The following is an 18,912-nucleotide window of genomic DNA, read 5'->3' as shown; positions in this document are numbered from 1 at the left end:
AAGACTGAGTCACTGTCTTGCGGGCCCGGTGCACACGATCCTGTGTCGGCGTGACTAAGCCTTTCGCTCAATGACGACTTTGCCAATGGCACGACCTGACTCTAGGCGATCATGTGCCGCACTGACACCCGCAGCAGTGAAATCATGGCGCTCATCGATCAGTGGCTTGACCAAGCCGCGATCGACCAGGGCAGCCAGTCTTTGCAGGATCTCGCCATGGTGCTTGCGGTCTTGGTTATGAATGATCGAAACAGCCATGAATACCAGGTCGAGTCTCAATGCCTTGAAGTGCATTTCGGTCAGATCGTAGGTGTCGTAACCGATGATCGAGACGACGTGGCCCTTGAGCTTCGCGGCTTTCAGCGAGTTCTGTAAGACCTCGCCGCCCAAGGTATCGAAGACCGTATCGAATCCCTTTCCTTCAGTGATTCGCTGACTGTATTCCTCAGGCGTCTCGCTGTTATAAAAAATAATTTCATCGGCGCCCAACCGACGGGCAATTTCCGCTTTTTCCGGTGTGGAAACCGTCGTCGATACCCTGGCTCCCAGCACCTTGGCCAATTGAATGCCTATATGCCCGACACCGCCGGTGCCACCATGTACAAGGACATTGTCATTGGGTTTGATCGAAGCACGGTCGATCAGCGCCTCCCATGCAGTAATCGCCACGAGCGGCAAGCTTGCTGCTTCGCCAAAAGAGAGCGACTTGGGTTTTAGCGCCAGCATCTGGGCATCGACCTCCATCTGATCTGCCAGCGCACCGGGAATCCCCACGATGCCGCCGAAACAGCCATAGACTTCATCGCCTGGGTTGAAGCGCGTCACACCAGTACCGACGGAGCTGACTACCCCCGAAACATCAATGTGGAGAGTGGCCGGGAAAGTCAGACCAGCCGTTCCTTCGCTGCCTCGACGAATTTTCGTGTCCACTGGATTCACGCTTGTCGCCCGCACGTCGACAATCACATGCCCCGCTCGCGCAACGAGATCGTCCGTCTGAATTTCGACGAAGAGGTCCGAGCCACCATGCTGATTTATCACTATGGCTTTCAAGTGCTTAACTCCGAGGAACTGTAGGCGAATAAATTATCATCAATGAAACAGGATAAATACGCTAAGATCGTTGAATCTTTCGGTCCTTTTGGTTGGTAATCGTGCTGGATTCCATCGATGAGTTACGTTTGTTTACTGCCGTTTTCGAGGAGGGCTCAATCCGAGCGGCTGCCGAACGACTGGGGATGACGGCTGCAGGTGGAAGTAAGCGTCTTCTGGCCCTTGAAGACAGCGTCGGTCGGAGACTTTTTAACCGCACCACCCGCAAACTCAGCCCCACCTCGGACGGTGAGAAGCTGTATCAGCATGCCTTGAGCATCCTCGAAAGTGTCGAGAAGGCCGAGCGAGGATTCTTTCAAAAGACTGAGATTACCGGTCATCTGCGCGTCACCGCTTCCGCGACATTTGCCCAAGCTTATTTATCGAGCGTCGTAAGCAGCTATCTCAAACGCTACCCTGGTGTCATCGTTGATCTCCATCCGACGGATCAACTGGTCGATCTGGCCGCCCATGGTACCGATCTCGCGATTCGACACGGCGTGATGGCCGACTCGTCCCTGATTGCGCAAAGAATCGCTGATTCCCGACGCCTGATTTGCGCCGCCCCCCAGTATTGGGAAAAACAGGGCATGCCTGTCTCGCCAAAGGAGTTGGCCACATTGGATGGCCTCATCATCGGAAAGGATTCCAGTTGGGCGATGTCCCGCGCAGGCATCAAAAAAACCTGCAAAATACGCAAACGGTTTTCATCCAGTCTTGGGGAAGTGGTTCGCCAGATGGCGATAGATGGACACGGCGTAGCGCTGCTCATGGACTGGCACGTCCGAGATGATCTCGATTCAGGAGCACTGGTCGAGGCGTTGTCCGATTGGACCATTGAGGCGCCGGTGGGAATGTATGCGGTCTACCCTTCAAGAGAGAACATCTCTCCGACTGTGCTCAGCTTTGTTGCTCATCTCAAAGAGTGGGTCGCGACCCACCCCGTTTGAAGAAAGCAACCGTGCCGCCACGATGAAACCCGCCGGATGGTGTAAGAAGCCGGAACGTGTCAGTTGAACTGCAGATCAATCAGGTTCGTTGCCCCCGGACAGGGGCGTCGCTTTCACATAAAGCTGCAGCAGATCAGAGTGCATCCTGACCACCGTATCCGTTCATCCGGCAAAGGCCTTCAAACTTCAAGCCCCTCAAAATGAGAGTGGTGATGGGTGGACGTCAATGATCGTATTCGCGCGTTCGCGGCGCCCGTTCAGTCGAATTGTGTACCTTTTTGAATCAACTCAACCTTATAGCCATTGGGGTCCTCGATGAACGCGATGATCGTGCGCCCATGTTTCATAACACCTGCAGGTCGCGGAACGCGATATCCCATGATCGCAGCACGGCTGCATAACGCTTCCGCATCTTCAACCTCGATAGCGACATGCCCGTAAGCATCCCCGAGCTCGTAGCTGTGTTGACCCCAGTTTCGCGTCAGCTCCAATGCAACCGTCTCTGTCTCCGGACCATAACCTAGGAAAGCCAGTGTGAACTTGCCCTCTGGAAAGTCTTTGCGTCTCAAGAGGCTCATGCCAAGCAGCCTCGTGTAGAAGTGAATGGATTTGTCCAGGTCCACTACACGCAACATGGTATGCAGTATGCGCATCTATTTCTCCACGGCAGCGTTGGCCCATTGCATGGCCAACATCTCTTGAAAGGCTTCTCGTGGCCCGATTCCAGGCCTATTTCTGCGCAAACAGCCAGGCTGTTCAACGCTGGAAGCCCTTGATGGGAGAATGTTAAGCTGCCCACTCAATCACTAAAAGTGACTAGATGTGAGCCAGACCATCACAAAAGGAGATTCTATTGAAGCTTTCGCAGCTCGGCTTTCTTTGCGCCGTCGTCGAGCACGGCACGATAGCCGCGGCAGCCGCATCGCTGCATTGTGTGCCTTCGAACATCACGGCCAGACTGCGAGAGCTCGAAAGTCAACTTGGCGTCGTTTTGTTCAACCGCGAAAACAACCGATTGCTGGTCACTCCCGAGGGCAGGCTGGTCTACCGAAAAGCCAAACAGCTCATTGACCTGGCAGCTGAAACGCGCTCGCTCTTCTCGAACGATTCCATCCAGGGAGTGCTTCGCGTCGGAGCGCTCGATGTAGCGCTGGCCAATCATTTACCAGAGCGCCTGGTTCGCTATCGCCTTGAGGCACCGGGGGTCGAAGTTCACATTCGCCCGGAGCACTCGCTATTCCTTGAGCGGCTTTTGATGGATGGCGAGCTTGATTTGATTCTTACTGACGGCCCGATCCAGCATCCCTTGCTGAATAGCCGATTAGCGTTTCGTGAGCGCTTGCTCAGAGTAGTGCCCAAATCACTTTCCCCGCCCACGCCTCAAGACCTGTCGGGGCTCGAACTGTATGTATTCGGTCGCACATGCCACTACAGACAACAGGTCGATAACTGGTTGGAAAGCAGCGGCATCCAGCCTAGGGCTATTCTGGAAATCGAATCGTATCCGACCATCTTCGCCTGTATCGCGCAAGGGATAGGTTTCGCCTGCGTACCGGAAAGTTACGTGGATCGTTTTGCCAGTCAGGCGCACACGTTTCAGGCTGACCAGGCGCCCAGTCTGGATTCAAGCGATATCTATTTCGTCTGGAGAAAGAACCAGCAATCCCCCCTGATCAGAAACTTCATCGAGGTCATCGACCGTCAGGGTGTTTAATTGCAACCACGTCTAAACGATTCGAACTCGTCAAACCCCGACGGCGTCTTTTGGCAGGGGATGGTGGTAACCCCCAACGAAATAGGGCTGGGCCGTCTATTCCTCCGGCCATCTACCCCGTTTTGTGAACAACCAATAGATGATCCCCAAGACCAGCGTTGCAAACCCCAATGCAGCGATAGTGGCGGCGGGCGTTGAAGCGGAATCAAGAATCACGAATTTGCGACTCAGGGCCAGGAGCGAGATAAGAATCACTGTTCGCAGCTGCACGATGCTGCCGTGCCTGAACGCCGGACGAATGATGGAGTGCTTGAACTCCAAGGCGATCAATACAGTGAAGATCGAACCGAACAGTAACTGGAAATCGCCGTGATCCAAGGGATCAATCGCGCCCCCCACCACCAGCGGCAGCACTCGTCTGTAGAGCTGAATCAATGCAATGACGATGACGCACGAGATGATCACACCGAGCGCCAGCACGATGATTTGCTCGAATCGCTCATAGGCGTTCATCAGTGACCACTGGACACGAAGGTTTTTGAACGTCGACCTCGAAGGCAGTGGCGCTGAGGGGTCCGGATTATTCATTAGTTTTTTCTCCAGCTCGTGTGGTTTTAGCCGTCGGCATGGCTCGCCTGTAGCCGCTGATCCAGCGCGCCGGAGGGTTGAGTGAAGCAGAGTTTCAGGGGTACATCGGAAACAATCCTGGTGATCTCGATGCGCTATCCGCTCGGCGGATCGATGCGATCAATATTTCCCAGCACCAGCGCACGGCCGGCAAACAGGCCGCCCGCCGTCTCCAGGGCAAAGCGTTCGGCATCGCGTTTGCGAACTTCGTCGACCAATGCGTCGGCTTCTCGCTCAGACGCACCGAGCGTCAACACTGCCTGACGACCGAGCAACAGGGCAGCTTCAAACGTCTCTCGCACAATGTAGTCCGCATTGTGTTTGATCAGCTCGAGCGCGTGTTCACGGTCAAAGGCCCGCACCACCAGTTTCACGTGCGGGCAGTAGTGCCGCGTGCTTTCGACAATGCGCGTCGCTGCTTTTTTGTCATCCACACAGACAATGATGGCGCGAGCGTGATGCGCCCCGGCCGCGTGCAGGATTTCATGGCGCGCGCCGTCGCCGTAATAGACCTTGAACCCATACGGTGTCACGGCGCGGATGACCTCCGGATCGATATCGATGATGGAAATGTTCGCCCCCTGGGAGAGCGGCGCCTGGCAGGCAATCTGCCCTACACGCCCAAAACCGATGATGAGCACATTGCATCGCAGATTGTGTGCGGCCTCCACCCCGTCCAGGGAAACGGGTCGCGCGGGAGCAAACCGTCGAGACAGCAGCAGCGTCACGGGGGTAAGCGCCATGGACAGCACGACGATAGCGGTCATGTTGGCGTTGACTTCCGCACTGATGACCCTGAGTTTGAGTGCCTCGGCAAACAACACAAACGCAAACTCGCCCCCCTGTGCCATCAGCATGGCGCGATCCAGTGCGTCGCTATGGCTGCTTTTCGCGAAGCGAGCGACGCCATAAATACACAGCGCCTTGACCGCCATCAGCGAGAGCACGCCGGAGGTGATGAGTGCCCAGTTTCTGGCCATGACTTGCAGATCCAGCGTCATGCCGACACCGAGGAAGAACAACCCCAGCAGCAGGCCACGAAACGGTTCTATGTCGGCCTCCAACTGGTGGCGGAAGGTCGACTCCGACAGCAACACGCCCGCCACGAAAGCGCCCATCGCCATTGAAAGACCGCCAACTTCCATCAGCAGCGCCGCGCCCAACACCACCAGCAGCGTCGCAGCCGTCATGACTTCGCGCGCTTTGGCCTGGGCCAATACCCGAAACATCGGATTGAGCAACCACAGACCGATGGCGGTTAATGCGCCCAGGGAGAGCGCGGCGATACCGACGCGTTGCCAGAGAGGGGATGCAGGTTCATGCGCCCAATCAGGGGGCGCCAGGAAGGCGACTACTGCCAGTAACGGCGCAATCATCAGGTCTTCGAATAACAAGATGGACACGACGTGCTGTCCCCTTGGCTCGGTGATGTCACCGCGCTCGGAGAGGACCTGGGTAACAATGGCCGTGGACGACAGGACAAAACCCGCCGCGCTCACGAACGAGACCTGCCATGGAAACCCGAAGGCCATGCCCACCAGGGTGAGCAGCGCAGCACAGACCAGCACCTGCAGGCTGCCCAACCCAAAGATCTGCCGGCGTAAATCCCACAGATGCGAGGGTTTCATCTCCAGGCCAATCACAAAGAGAAACATCGCCACACCCAGCTCGGCGATATCAATGATGGTGTGGGGGTTGTTGATCAGTTGCAGCCCGAAGGGACCAATGATCAGCCCCGCTGCCAGGTAACCAACCACTGAGCCGAGTCCGATGCGCTTGAGCAATGGCACTGCCACCACCGCAGCGGCAAGCAAAGTGACGACAGTGAATAGTTGACCCGCATTGCCTTCAACGACCATGGCATTGACCCTCATCCCACATCAGGACCGTAAGGCATCCGCAGGCAGGCGTGCTGAACAGAGCGATGAAAAAAGTGCCCGGCCCTGAAAAAGGCTTCAGGACCCGGCGCCCTCCGTAGCGTGCAGCAAGGGCGGATCGTCGTCCGCCGGGCTCGGCCAGGCGTCCAAAGAGCCAATGCTTCATCTCACGACGTGATCGACAACGCCGTTGCCCAATAACGGGAGTGGGTTGAGTTAAGTCGCTGTCCCCGTCATAGGCACGCGATCGTCAGGCCGGTCAGTCGGACTCACGGTTGCTGAGGTCGCTGGCGCGTCCAGCTTGTTGAACATCACTTCGTCGCGCGTCGTGTCGTAACTGAGCTCAACGCTGTCGCCGCCCTGGAGCTTGCCGGCGAGCATTTCCTTGGCAAGACGCGTTTCGACGGTCTGGCGAATCTGACGCTTCAACTCTCGCGCGCCAAACTCGGGCTGATAACCAACATCCGCCAGATGATCAATGAGGGTGTCAGCCACTTTCACCGTGATGTTCTGGGCAGCCGCGGTTCTAATGACCCGATCAAGCTGAATGCCCACAATCGATCGGATGTTGTCCCGAGTGAGGGCATGGAACACGATGATGTCGTCGATACGGTTCAGGAATTCGGGACGGAAATGCCCTTTCAAGACGCCCATCAATTCATCACGTAACGCTCTATCCGTAAGGCGTTCATTTTCTGGTCGCCCAAGATTCTGCATGATGACGGGAGAGCCCAGATTGCTGGTGGCGATGATGATCGTATTGCTGAAGTCCACAACTCGTCCCTTGCCGTCCGTGAGACGACCATCATCGAACACCTGCAGCAATACGTTGCTCACATCGGGATGCGCCTTCTCAATCTCGTCGAGCAAAATCACGCTGTAGGGCTTGCGGCGGACGCGCTCTGTCAACTGACCGCCTTCGTCGTATCCGACATAACCGGGTGGCGCACCGATCAACCGGGCAACCGCATGACGCTCCATGTACTCCGACATATCGATGCGAATGATCGATTGCTCGTCACCAAACACCGTCTCTGCCAACGCCTTGGCCAACTCGGTTTTGCCTACGCCGGTTGGACCAAGAAAGAGAAACGTGGCAATCGGTCTGTTGGCTTGTCCAAGGCCGGCCCGAGACAAACGAACGGCATCGCTGACCGCCAGCACGGCGTCCTCCTGCCCCACCAGCCGATCGCGCAACGTGTCTTCCATGTTCAGCAGCTTTTGACGCTCTTCCTGGGTGAGTTCGGTCACCGGAATACCCGTCAGACGGGACAGTACTTCGGCAATCGACTCAAGGGTCACCTCAAGGGTTTCTGAACCCGTCTTGCGCTCCCAGGCTTCTGTCTCTTCTCCTAACTGGGCTTGTTTTTGACCGATGCGCTCTTCGAAGCCTTTGGATTCATCAAAGCGTTTGCGCGAGGATGAATAGTCCTGTTCGCGTTTGAGCTGGGTGATTTCCGCTTCCAGTTCCTGAATCCCAGCAGGCCTTGAGGAGGCGCTGATGCGCACGCGGGCCGCGGCCTGGTCGATCAGGTCGATGGCCTTGTCCGGCAGAAAGCGCGAGGTGATGTAACGGTCCGACAGTTCCGCGGCGGCCACGAATGCTTCGTCGGCGAACGTCACCTGATGATGCGCCTCAAGCTTGTCCCGCAGCCCACGCAGAATAACGATGGTCTGTTCCACGGTGGGCTCGGCTATCAGGACAGGCTGAAACCGCCTTTCGAGCGCCGCATCTTTTTCGATGTGCTTTTGGTACTCATTGAGCGTCGTCGCACCGATCAGGCTGAGTTCTCCGCGCGCCAGGGCGGGTTTCAATACGTTGGCAATATCCAGGCCGCCCTCTTCGCCTCCCTGCCCCGCGCCCACAATCGTGTGCAGCTCGTCGATGAACAGAATCAGCTCCGAGCTCTTTGCAGCCACTTCATCGAGCAGTTGTTTGGCGCGTTCCTCGAATTCACCCCGGTATTTGGAGCCCGCGACCATTGAGTTCAGGTTGACTTCAACCAGTCGTCTGCCACGTAGAATTTCCGGGACATCGCCCTTGACTATGCGCTGTGCAAGCCCTTCGACAATGGCTGTCTTACCGACGCCGGGTTCGCCGATCAGGACCGGATTGTTCTTCCTGCGGCGGGCGAGCACCTCGATGGTATTTTCGATTTCCTGCGCGCGGCCCAATACGGGATCCAGCTTGCCCTCACGAGCCAATGACGTCAGGTCGCGACCGAACTTGTCGAGCGTCGGTGTTCCCGTCGGGGTATCGACTCTCCCGTCCTCAGCCCCCTTGCCCACCACCTTGACCACCTTCTGCCGCAAGGCCTCAGGGGTTACGCCGTATTTTTTGAGCAGCGTTCCGGCGATGCTTTCGGGCACCGAGGAAAGCCCGATCAATAGATGCTCGGGCCCAACGTACGAGTGCCCTAACTCACGAGATGCCTGGAATGCAAAATTGAACACTTTTTTCAGGCGAGGCGAGATGCTCATCTGATCCACCAGGGCCTGCGCCTCCGCTGCGCCCCTTTGAGCGTGTTGATCGATGTAGCCTTTGATGTCGTCCGCAGAAAGCTTCAATTCCTTGAGCAACGCTGTGCCTACGTCGGTATCGGCAAGCACATACAACAGGTGCTCGGTGTCGAGCTCGCTGCGGTTGAACTCATGGGCTTTTTCTCCAGCGCGTTGCAGGATTTCCAGGGTCTGGGAGCTGAATGCATCGGTTGCATCGACAGATTCGCGAGGCACATGCGCCGACAGCCTGAATTCGTCCCCTCCCGGGTCCGCTGCACCTCCCATGCTGTCGAAAAAGCGTGACACGCCACCGCCCAGCAAAGAGTCGAAGGGATTCAACATGCTTTGATGGCGTAAAAGTCGACGGTAATCGTGGTCGCAAATGGACATCGTTCTGGCCTGGCCATTTTGCGAGACAGTCACTCGCGCGACGGCCGGTCTGGCATTACATATTTCACAGAGAGTAGCCATGATGAGTTGTCTCCAAAAATGGATAACACGGACTCATACAGATGGATCTACGTGCCCGTAAGCGATGCTCAAGAAACAGGGGCATGAGACCAGCAATACGCTGAGCGTGGTCGGGAAGACGATTGCGTGGGAGGGAATGGCGGCCCTGGGAAGCGACGCCACCCGATCAACATAGTCGCGATCTCATCAACGTGCGCCCCGTCGACCCGATTACCGACGAACGACCCCCAGATAGCTCGTTTACAAAATTACCTGTCGTCACCTATCCACCCACGTGCTCTCTAGCGATTGAGCCCACGCATTGAGGCAAGCTCGATCGCCTGACTCATCTCGGTGACCTCGGGTGGCCCGTCATAACGAAGGCCGTCGATGTAAAATGCGGGCGTGCCGTTTACCCCGCTACGGACGCCGCCATTGAAATCGGATTGTATTTTGGGCAGGTAGATATCGGTTTGCATGGCAACCGCGAGTTCATCGCTGGAAAGGCCGTGTCTCAGCGCGATGGCGTCATACAACGGCAGACCCAATCGATCCTGATGTTCATACAACTCGTCGTGGGCCTCCCAAAAGAACCCTCGACTTCCGGCGTATTCCGCGGTGACAGCTGCGCTCAGGGCATGCGGGTGAGCGGTGGTCAGCGGAAAGTTGCGAAACACAAGCAACAGATCCTCGCCAAAATGCTGCTGCAGCTTTTTGACGACCCAGTACGCCAAACCGCAATAGGGGCATTCGTAGTCGCCATATTCCACCAGTGTGACCTTGGCATCCGCCCTTCCCTGGCGATGGTCGTTTGCAGTTACCGGGACTTTGAGAGTGGCCATGTGATCACCTACTGGTTTTTGGCGGGCGTGCTGTGTGGGGAATCTGCCAGAGCATCCAGCGCATCCAGAATGCCGTCCGCTCCAGGATTGATTGCCATCGGTGAAACGTAGCTCCAGGCGACCACCCCCTCCTTGTCAATCACGAACAACGCACGCTTACAAACTCCAAGGTGGGAATCGTACGCGCCATACTGTCGCGCCACCGCTCCTTTGGGCTCGAAATCGGCAAGCAGGCTGAAGTGAAAACCACGATCTTTGACGAAGGCCTGATGACACCAGGCGCTGTCGACGGAAATACCCAGCAGCGTCGCGCCGTACTCTCTGAAGGTGGGGAGCACCTGGTTGTACAAGGTCAGTTGGTCGCCACACACCGAGCTCCAGTCAGCGGGGTAGAACGCCAATATTACGGGACTTCCCCTTAGCTCGTGCAGGGACAGCCGCTGATCGGGCGTTGCGTACAGGGAGAAATCGGGGGCGACAGTGCCGGCTGGAAGTGGTCCTTGAACCAGGCGGTCGGTCGTTTCTTTTGCATCATCCAATGCTGAAGTGTTCATTGCTTGAGCCCTGATAGGTGGGGTGGGTTCTGCTCAGCCGGATACGACTCGCCCGGCGGCGTAATTCCATCCACCGTCAAGGGGTTCAGAATGGCGAAGATGCCTCGAGACAAGCCTGAGTGTCTTCGGCTGCGAGGGTATGGGCCGCATTACGAGCACGAGGCGATCCGCCGTGCTTTTGCGGAATTGGGTTGAGGCCAGGTTGGCAGCGCAATGGCTGATTTGATCTGACGTACCAATGACTATAGTCGCTGTAGGCACCTGCCCGCCGAAAAGAGACCCGCGGTAACGTCCAGACTCAGCCGCGTCCCTGAGGCTGCAAAAAGGCGGCAGGGACGGGTTGGAGCCTTGTCGGGCTTGCTTAGCCGGGCAGCTTAGCCGCAAGCACGTCAACCTTCTCGATTGACGGCGGTTCGGCAAACAGCTCGGCAGCCTTTGCCATAAGCGCGGCGGCGACCTTGCCCGAAAGATGAGCCTGTCGGCCTGCTTCATCCGGGAAGGCGTCAAAGATGCCAAAGGTGGAAGGCCCCAAGCGGATGGCGAACCAGGCCGTGGTGGCTGGCTCCTCCTCCACGATAGCGAGACCACTCATTAAAAAACGCTCCACCTCTTTCTCTTTCCCGGGTTTTGCTTCGAGACGAACGAACAACGCTACGTTGACCATGACGTGTCTCCTCTTGTTATGACGAGGTCATCATGCGCCATGCTTTCCAGTAAGCCCAACGTGATATTTGCCGACTTGCCAGCAAGCTCCAGCGTCGCGGGGATGGAAGATAGCGTCGAGTCATTCCGCCGGCAGAGCAAACGGCCAGAAGCAGACGCCGGACCGCCCCATCATCAGTCATTTAGCTGCACCCAGCCCATTTCTTCGGGAGCGGCGCTTTACCTTGGTCCGATTTTCAACAAGCAGATCAAGCGCAAAGCCGGTCAGGGGTGAAACTCTGGATCGCTCATGAACGCTTTGAGCGCGGCAAACGGCATCGGTCTGGCGAAGTGATAACCCTGAAAAATATCGCAGCGACTGCCTTTCAGGAATTCCATTTGAGACGCCGTTTCCACGCCTTCGGCGACCACAATGAGGCTGAGGTGGTGGGCCATGGAAATAATGCCCTGGGTGATCGCTGCATCGTGATGATCGGTAACGATTTCCCGGATGAACGAACGGTCGATCTTGATCTTGTCGATCGGCAAACGCTTGAGGTAGCTAAGGCTGGAAAAACCGGTCCCGAAGTCATCGAGGCGCACCCCCAATGCCTTGAGCCGGTGCAACATCTCGATCGCCTGTTCAGCGTTATGCAACAGAAGCGATTCGGTGATCTCCAGCTCCAGTTGTTCACCTCGCAGACCGTGTTTCTCCAGCGTGGCCTGGACATACTGCACGAAATGGCCACGCTGAAAATGCATTGGTGAAATATTGACGGCCATCGAGATGCCCGTGATGCACTGGTCGTCCAGCTGGCGCAACTGAGCGCAGGCCGTATCGAGCACCCAAAGGCTAAGCGGGATGATCTGACCACTGTCCTCGGCCACCAGAACAAACACCGCTGGGGGGATAAATCCCTTTTCCGGATGCTCCCAGCGCAGCAACGCTTCGATCCCGACCACACGCCCGGTACGTGCGTCGATCTGCGGTTGATAATGCAGCTGTAACGACCGAGTCTCGATAGCCTTTTGCAGGTCATTGCGCTGATTCAGGTCGCTGGTGTACTACTGAAAGTTGTTGCGCCCTTGTTGTTTGGCTTTGTACATGGCCATGTCAGCCTGTTGGATCAACTGCATCGGCTGCTCAAGGTGACCATCGCTCAGGGTGATACCGACACTTGCGCTCACGTGCAGGTCGATGCCCTGGATGCAGTAGGGTCTGGCAATGCTGGCCATCAATCGCTCAACCACTGGCACGACGTCTTCATCACGCAGCAGGTCCGGCAGCAGAACGATGAATTCGTCACCGCCCATGCGCACGATCGTGTCCGCGGGCCTAACCTGTATGCGAGCAGTCTGGAAGTACCGACTTTTTCAACAGAATCGGCCAGAAGCAGTCACTGAACATAAGGCAGCTAAGGATAGTTGCAGGCGTGAGACATGGATTCGGACATCACCACATGTGTTAATGGCTGCATAGCGGCGTACACAATTTGCCCGCAGGGGTTTCGTTCTAGGTCCGGATTTCAGCATTTAAGGAAGAAGCACTGGAGTACGTAGACTGGCTATCTTTAGCACTAATGACCGGAAGCATTGAGCGGCAATTCGGTTCGCACCTTTTGACGACTCCAAATTGCCGCTGAATCTACGGCTCAAGCCATCGAGATGGCTCTCATGCTGCTGGCTTCAGAATGACCTTCGTCCAACCCTCATCCCGCGCATCAAAATGCTTGTACGCGTCAGGACCTTCAGCCAGTTTCAGGCTGTGGGAAATGATCTGCGAAGGTTTAGCGCGGTCATGGTGAATCAGCTCCGCGAGCCGACGATTATAAGCCTTCACGTTGGCCTGGCCGGTGCGAATCTGCTGGCCCTTGAACCAAAACGCACCGAAGTCGAAGGCCATCTTCCCTTCTTTGGCGAGTTCGTTCTGCGCACCTGGATCCTGAGGCACGAACACCCCGACGACGCCGATACCACCAGTGGCTTTGGTCGAAGCCACCAGGTTGTTCATGGTCAGATGATTGGCTTCATGACCGTGTTTGTCACAGCATTGATACCCAACACATTCACAGCCCCGATCAGTCCCCTTGCCGTGAGTCAGGTTGAGAATCTGGTCGACCGCTTCCTTTTCCAGCGAATTGATCGGCGTGGCACCCATTTGCGCCGCCAGCTTCAATCGATCTGGATGATTGTCGACCACGAACACCTGCGAAGCGCCTTTGATCATCGCGGCATGCGCAGCCATCAGCCCCACTGGCCCCGCACCGTAAATGGCAATGCTTTCACCGGGCATCAGGCCAGCCAGCTCGGTTGCATGCCAACCGGTAGGGAAAATGTCTGACAGCATGACGTAGTCATTTTCTTTTTCCTGTGCATCCTCTGGCAGTACCAGGCAGTTGAAGTCTGCATAGGGCACTCGGAGCAGTTCCGCTTGACCACCCTGGTACTCGCCCATATCGGCAAAGCCATAAGCCGCACCGGCAGTGCCCGGATTGGCTGTGAGGCAAAAACCAGTCAACCCCTTTTCGCAGTTCTCGCAAAAACCGCAACCGATGTTAAATGGCAAACAAACGCGATCGCCGACTTTGACGCGATCTACGCCAGCGCCGACTTCAATGACTTCACCAAGATTTTCGTGACCAAAGACTCGCCCTGTTTCCATAGAGGTGCGGCCTTCGTACATGTGCAGGTCAGAGCCGCAAATATTTGTTGTGGTGATGCGCACTACGGCATCGGTCGGCTTTTCAATTTTGGCGTCGGGGACGTCTTGTACACTGACGTCGCGTGGCCCGTTATACACGATGGCTTTCATTGTGTTCTCCCGTTCAAACTGAATTGGATTCGTCTGCTACGAGATATCTGGCTGGTCGGCTGAGTCGAACGGTCAAAGATTCGGGTGACTACCGGACCGGTGGTAATCCGTACAACCGGCGATCATAAACACTGAATCTACAGCTCCACGTTAAGTCAGAGCCTCCCGTTTATACGATATATAAAATGTGCAGTGGTCTACCCAAAGCCCATCTGACTACCATTTCGGGCCAGCTCGAAGGTGCAGTGTTCGCTTTGGGTTGTGGGCTCACTAAGTTGGTACTTTTTCAGGAATGCATCGAAGCTGGAGAGCTCACCCTCATGGGTCAGCTCAACGCCCGGATGTCGTAGGAGGTTGCATCCTTCTCCGCCGAAATCCGCAGCACATCAGCGCTGGGCACGTATAGAAGCTCGGGTTAGGGATCGATAAAGCGAGAGATCAGCCACGGACAAGCGATGCGGTCGATCTTCGGTCGTTCACGGGTAACCCAACCCCATGAAACACCTCCTGCCTAGCTCGGCAGGCTGGGTCATCTGGCGAGCCCGGCGCCCGCCAAAGACTGCTATTCAAATCGTGCTTTTACCCCAACAGGTGCACTGTCAAGCCGACGAGTGCACAGGCCATCAGCACCTGAATCACGCCCCGTTTGAAGCGGAACAAGGCAATTGCCGCCAAAATGGCGATCAGCGCAGAGGGCCAGTCGAGGTGTCCGCTGAAGCCTTGCGGCCATAGCACGTGATAGCCGAAGAAACAGGCCAGATTGAGGATCACTCCAACCACCGCCGCTGTGATTGCGGTAAGCGGTGGAGTGAAGTTGAGTTCGTTGTGGGTCGATTCCACCAGCGGGCCACCGGCGAGGATAAACAGGAACGAGGGCAGGAAGGTGAACCATGTCACTAGGGTGGCCGCAACAGCCCCGGCCAGAAACATCTGATCGGCGCCGAACACTTGCGAGACGTACGCTCCAACAAAGCCGACGAAGGCCACCACCATGATCAGTGGCCCAGGTGTGGTTTCCCCCAGTGCCAAACCGTCGATCATCTGGGTCGGGGTAAGCCAGCCATAGTGACCGACCGCGCCTTGATAGACATACGGGAGCACAGCGTAGGCTCCACCAAAGGTCAGCAACGCGGCCTTGGTAAAGAACCAGCCCATCTGGGTCAAGGTGCCCTCCCAGCCAAAGAGCGCGGTCAGGGTTACCATCGGCAACGCCCACAGCGCTGCGCCGATGAGGGCCAGCATCGCCAGTTTAATCCAGCTGAACCGGGCATGTTCCGGGGACGGAGTGTCGTCATCGATCAATGCTGGGCCAAAGGACTTTTTGGCAGCGCTATGGCCCCCAGCTCTGAAATTCTCAGGCGCCAGCCGCCCGCCGACATAGCCGATTAACGCTGCTCCCAATACGATCAACGGGAACGGCACATTGAACGCGAAGATCGCGGTAAATGAAGCCGCTGCTATCGCCCACAGCCAATAATTATTCAGCGCCCGAGTGCCAATCCTGTGTGCCGCCTGCACCACGATGGCCGTCACGGCAGGTTTGATCCCATAGAAGAGGCCGGCCACCACCGGCACCTCGCCGAACGCGATGTACATCCACGACAAAGCGATGAGGATGAACAATGAGGGCAGCACAAACAGCACTCCGGCAATTACTCCACCCCAGGTTCGATGCATCAGCCAGCCGATATAGGTCGCCAATTGCTGCGCCTCTGGCCCAGGCAGCAACATGCAATAGTTGAGCGCATGGAGAAAGCGTCGTTCGGAGATCCAGCGCCGACGTTCTACCAACTCCTGGTGCATGATCGAAATCTGCCCGGCGGGCCCACCGAAACTGATGAAGCCGAGCTTCAACCAGAACCAGAATGCCTCACACAAGCTGATCGCCTCCGGCCTCGATAGACCCTCTTCAGCCGTTGATGGCAATACCTTACTCATGGGGTTGTTCCTCTTTCTCAAACTCGGCGAGCAGGCCGTCGAAGATGGCGCTGGCAGCAGCCAGCAAGTGGTCGTCATGGGTCATCGTTTCGCGCAGTCCTGCCAGCACGCGCTCGATGCCTGCAGCCTCCAAAGGCTGAATACCGCCGATATCGAGGTAGTGCACCAAAGCCGCAATGCGGTTCAGGCCGGGTTCTTGAAGCTCAAAACTGGCTTGCAGGGTTTCGAAGGTCACGCGATTGCCGACATGACTGAAGGTCGCACCATCGAAGTCGAAGCCCAGCGCGTCTGCTGCACAGTCATGTGGGGTTTCCAGCCATAGGATCTGGGCTTCAGAATCAATGAAGGTCAAACAACTCGACAAAACGCTCACCTTGCGGATCGACCACCGGCAGGATGTAAGCAGTGCCATTGATGGAGAGGATGTCGCGTTCGACAGACGCCAAGACTTCACGACAGACATTGTTGTCAGGCAACAAATATGCACCATCGCGTAATACCGCTGCACCAGAGGCCTTCAAAGCCCGCCAGGCCCGCATGCGTTCAGTAGCATTGGCAGTGGCTCCCTCGAGTTCGGCGAGTACAGGCTAGACATACTGCAGCAGGAGCTTGATCGCCGGTTGGAACAATCCGACAGGCGCGGTTTTGAACTCCTACGCGCAGGCTTAAGGTATGGCGAGAGCCGCGGAACACGAGGGCGCGCGTATTTTCGAGCGCAGTCGAGTCTGTTCTGTAAATCAGCAACAGCCCGGTCGCGTAGTGCTCTCAGTTGAAGCCGGAGGGCGTCGTAGTCAAGTGCAGGCGCGATAGGTACTGATTGCGAACAACGCTTACACCGAGGATTTCGCACCTCAACTTTTGAAAAGCGTCGTCACACTGCGGTTGTACCATATCGCGTACAGTCCCATACCCTCGGGCTATCGTGAGACTGTAGTGCCCAATCCGGCTGTTATACCGATCATCGCAAGTCGGGTTGCTTCGGCCGACGGGATGTGGACGGTCGATTTCTCGCAGGTAGTACGCTCTTCGTGTCCTCCTACAAAAATAAAAAAGGCCCTGAAATCAGGGCCTTAAGTATGAATCTTTACAGGATAGTCTTTGGTGACTATTTGAAAGCGTAGGTGTAGTTGAAGATCAGACGAGTCTGGTCTTGGTCAGCAATGTGGCTGTTCTGAGCGTTGGTGCCAGTGAAGCTACCACGGTAGTTAGCACGACGCAGGGTAGCGCCGAAGCCCTTCAGAGGACCGTCCTGGAACACGTAGTCGATACGCATGTCGCGTTCCCACTCGGAGCTGTCACCCAGGTTGCCGCGCTGCGACTTGATGTTGTCGCCTTTCAGGTAAGCGAAAGCTGCTTTCAGACCTGGAACGCCCAGACGTGCGAAGTCATAGGAGTACTGACCGAAGTTGGTGGTCTCACCAGCGCGTGCGAACTGGTTGATCATCGAGTCAGTGAACAGGTAGAAGCTGGAACCGCCTTGACCTTCAGCTGCGTTGGCTACAGTTGCAGCGCCACCGTTCTTGGTGATGTTGCCGTTGTTGATCCAGACGAAGCCGCCGTCGTCACCCACGTCTTGGTGACCCAGCATCAGCGAGTGGCCACCCAGGGTGTAGGTGAACATGGCCGACCAGGTTTTGTTGTCAACTTCGCCAGCGTTCTTGGCATAGCCGCCGTTGTTGTTGAACACGTAACCGGTTTCGCCGTTCTTGCCGTCGGAGCGGCTGTCGAAGTAACGCAGGTCAGTCTTGAAGGACTGGTCATCACCGATTGGCAGAACGTGTACCAGGCCGAGGAAAGTCTGCTTGTAGTAGTCTTCCAGAACCGAATGGTAAGCCTGCAGGGTCAGGTCTTTGGTGACTTTCCAGTCAGCACCGGCGAAGGTGAAGCTGTTGGAGTCATGCGTACCACCGGCAACGGCCATACCCGACCAGTTGCTCGACGCACGGCCAGCGGCCTGAGTCAGCTTACCGCCAGTGAAGGTCCAGCCATCCAGTTCCTTGGAAGTGACGATGCCACCTTCGAAGGTTTGTGGCAGCAGACGACCGTCGTTCGCAACCAGAATCGGCAAGTTCGGCTGCAGGGCGTTACCCAGTTTCAGCTCGGTCTTGGAGATTTTGACTTTGGCGTTGGCGCCAGTGCGGCTCCAGTCATCTACAGGAGTACCGTCGGTATCAACCGGAGTCACGGTGTTTGCAGTGCTGGCGGTGTGGTGAGTGATGCCACCACCCAGGTTGATGCCCAGCATGCTCTGCACGTCCAGACCGAAGCCCACGGTGCCCGGGGTGTAGCCGGAGATAAAGTTGAACAGCAGACCGGTAGCCGTTTGGCGCTGGTCAGATGCTTTAGTGGTGCCGAACTGCTCGCGGTTGTCGTTCTCGAAATACAGAGTACGAGAGCTTACGGTTGCCTTGCTGTCGTCAAAGAAACCGGCAGCACCAGCCTGAGTGGCCACTACACCAGCGTAAACGGCCAAGGCCAGGGTGGACTTCTTCATTGTGTTTCGCTCCTCTTGAATCTAATTTTTGTAGTTCCTTGGTTCTGAGACCGAAGGCTCAAGACCGCGGATGCGCGATTAGCGCCGGACCCGACTCGGTGAGTCAATGGCCCCAAGACTAATTGACTAGACCGCGTTTACGGCTGGCTGCAAGGTAAGGTAAATCCTTTAAACCTAAAAAGACTTGTTTGACCTGCTTTTATGCCAAGCAGTTATATGTCACAAGCCGTTTCAACCGTCCGCTGCGGAGTGTATCGGCGTCTTTACCTAATTCCCAAAAAATATTTCGATCCCGTTCGTCAGATCGATAAGTTTCCCCACATCGTACGACCGGAATCAGACTGCCCAGTCACGACCAGTCTGTGAAACAAGGTGAGAATTACCGACATAACTCTTTGAAAATAAAGAACTTGATTAC

Annotated in this window: 13 protein-coding genes and 3 pseudogenes; 2 read left to right on the top strand and 14 right to left on the bottom strand. The window is 56.3% G+C overall.

Annotated features, from left to right (window positions below):
- Window positions 1-54: 54 nt before the first annotated feature.
- A complete protein-coding gene (locus ACI5GA_RS18005) occupies window positions 55-1,053 on the bottom strand; it encodes a zinc-dependent alcohol dehydrogenase family protein (protein ID WP_421423636.1) in 999 nt (332 codons plus the stop codon).
- A gap of 101 nt (window positions 1,054-1,154) precedes the next feature.
- Between ACI5GA_RS18005 and ACI5GA_RS18000 the strand changes: the two genes are divergently transcribed.
- Window positions 1,155-2,042, top strand: coding sequence for a LysR family transcriptional regulator (locus tag ACI5GA_RS18000; RefSeq protein WP_404635102.1), 888 nt, complete (start codon window positions 1,155-1,157; stop codon window positions 2,040-2,042).
- A gap of 257 nt (window positions 2,043-2,299) precedes the next feature.
- Here the strand turns inward: ACI5GA_RS18000 and gloA are convergent, their stop codons facing one another.
- Window positions 2,300-2,695, bottom strand: coding sequence for a lactoylglutathione lyase (gloA, locus tag ACI5GA_RS17995; protein ID WP_421423635.1), 396 nt, complete (start codon window positions 2,693-2,695; stop codon window positions 2,300-2,302).
- A 200-nt stretch (window positions 2,696-2,895) separates the two neighbouring features.
- Here gloA and ACI5GA_RS17990 point away from each other — a divergent pair, with 200 nt between their 5' ends.
- On the top strand, window positions 2,896-3,756 hold the full coding sequence (locus ACI5GA_RS17990) for a LysR family transcriptional regulator (RefSeq protein WP_421423633.1): 861 nt from the start codon (window positions 2,896-2,898) through the stop codon (window positions 3,754-3,756).
- A 96-nt stretch (window positions 3,757-3,852) separates the two neighbouring features.
- On the opposite strand, the gene ACI5GA_RS17985 is transcribed toward ACI5GA_RS17990, so the two are convergent.
- The 12 genes and pseudogenes from ACI5GA_RS17985 to ACI5GA_RS17930 all read right to left on the bottom strand — a co-directional run bounded on the left by ACI5GA_RS17985 (window position 3,853) and on the right by ACI5GA_RS17930 (window position 18,494).
- On the bottom strand, window positions 3,853-4,344 hold the full coding sequence (locus ACI5GA_RS17985) for a phosphate-starvation-inducible PsiE family protein (protein ID WP_404635106.1): 492 nt from the start codon (window positions 4,342-4,344) through the stop codon (window positions 3,853-3,855).
- Window positions 4,345-4,478: 134 nt separating this feature from the next.
- The gene (locus tag ACI5GA_RS17980) at window positions 4,479-6,242 is read right to left on the bottom strand and encodes a monovalent cation:proton antiporter-2 (CPA2) family protein (protein ID WP_421423631.1); all 1,764 of its coding nucleotides are present in this window, start codon (window positions 6,240-6,242) and stop codon (window positions 4,479-4,481) included.
- Window positions 6,243-6,476: 234 nt separating this feature from the next.
- On the bottom strand, window positions 6,477-9,236 hold the full coding sequence (locus ACI5GA_RS17975; RefSeq protein WP_421425489.1) for an AAA family ATPase: 2,760 nt from the start codon (window positions 9,234-9,236) through the stop codon (window positions 6,477-6,479).
- 278 nt (window positions 9,237-9,514) lie between these two features.
- Entirely contained in the window at window positions 9,515-10,054 is a 540-nt protein-coding gene (locus tag ACI5GA_RS17970; RefSeq protein WP_421423630.1) for a DsbA family protein, read from the bottom strand.
- Window positions 10,055-10,062: 8 nt separating this feature from the next.
- Window positions 10,063-10,608, bottom strand: coding sequence for a redoxin domain-containing protein (locus tag ACI5GA_RS17965; protein WP_421423629.1), 546 nt, complete (start codon window positions 10,606-10,608; stop codon window positions 10,063-10,065).
- Window positions 10,609-10,969: 361 nt separating this feature from the next.
- The gene (locus ACI5GA_RS17960; RefSeq protein WP_279892650.1) at window positions 10,970-11,272 is read right to left on the bottom strand and encodes a putative quinol monooxygenase; all 303 of its coding nucleotides are present in this window, start codon (window positions 11,270-11,272) and stop codon (window positions 10,970-10,972) included.
- 263 nt (window positions 11,273-11,535) lie between these two features.
- Window positions 11,536-12,594: pseudogene (locus ACI5GA_RS17955) on the bottom strand (putative bifunctional diguanylate cyclase/phosphodiesterase); the annotation flags it as partial.
- Window positions 12,595-12,922: 328 nt separating this feature from the next.
- Window positions 12,923-14,062 carry a glutathione-independent formaldehyde dehydrogenase gene (locus tag ACI5GA_RS17950; protein ID WP_421423626.1) on the bottom strand — a complete coding sequence of 380 codons (1,140 nt, stop codon included), beginning with the start codon at window positions 14,060-14,062 and terminating at the stop codon, window positions 12,923-12,925.
- A 254-nt stretch (window positions 14,063-14,316) separates the two neighbouring features.
- Window positions 14,317-14,528: pseudogene (locus tag ACI5GA_RS17945) on the bottom strand (chromate resistance protein ChrB domain-containing protein); the annotation flags it as partial.
- A gap of 113 nt (window positions 14,529-14,641) precedes the next feature.
- Window positions 14,642-16,000: a chromate efflux transporter gene (gene chrA, locus ACI5GA_RS17940; protein ID WP_421423625.1), complete on the bottom strand. Its 1,359-nt coding sequence runs from the start codon at window positions 15,998-16,000 to the stop codon at window positions 14,642-14,644.
- Window positions 15,993-16,539, bottom strand: a pseudogene (locus ACI5GA_RS17935) (chromate resistance protein ChrB domain-containing protein). The gene chrA and the pseudogene ACI5GA_RS17935 overlap by 8 nt, the downstream one beginning before the upstream one ends.
- Before the next feature lie 566 nt (window positions 16,540-17,105).
- A complete protein-coding gene (locus tag ACI5GA_RS17930) occupies window positions 17,106-18,494 on the bottom strand; it encodes an OprD family porin (RefSeq protein WP_421423623.1) in 1,389 nt (462 codons plus the stop codon).
- Between the last annotated feature and the right edge of the window lie 418 nt (window positions 18,495-18,912).

Origin of the sequence: Pseudomonas sp. Pseu.R1, from assembly GCF_045764065.1 — a bacterium.
In the GTDB taxonomy this organism is placed as follows: Bacteria; Pseudomonadota; Gammaproteobacteria; order Pseudomonadales; family Pseudomonadaceae; genus Aquipseudomonas.
The sequence above is the reverse complement of the archived record's forward strand: the minus strand, read 5'-3'. Positions and strand labels throughout refer to the sequence as shown.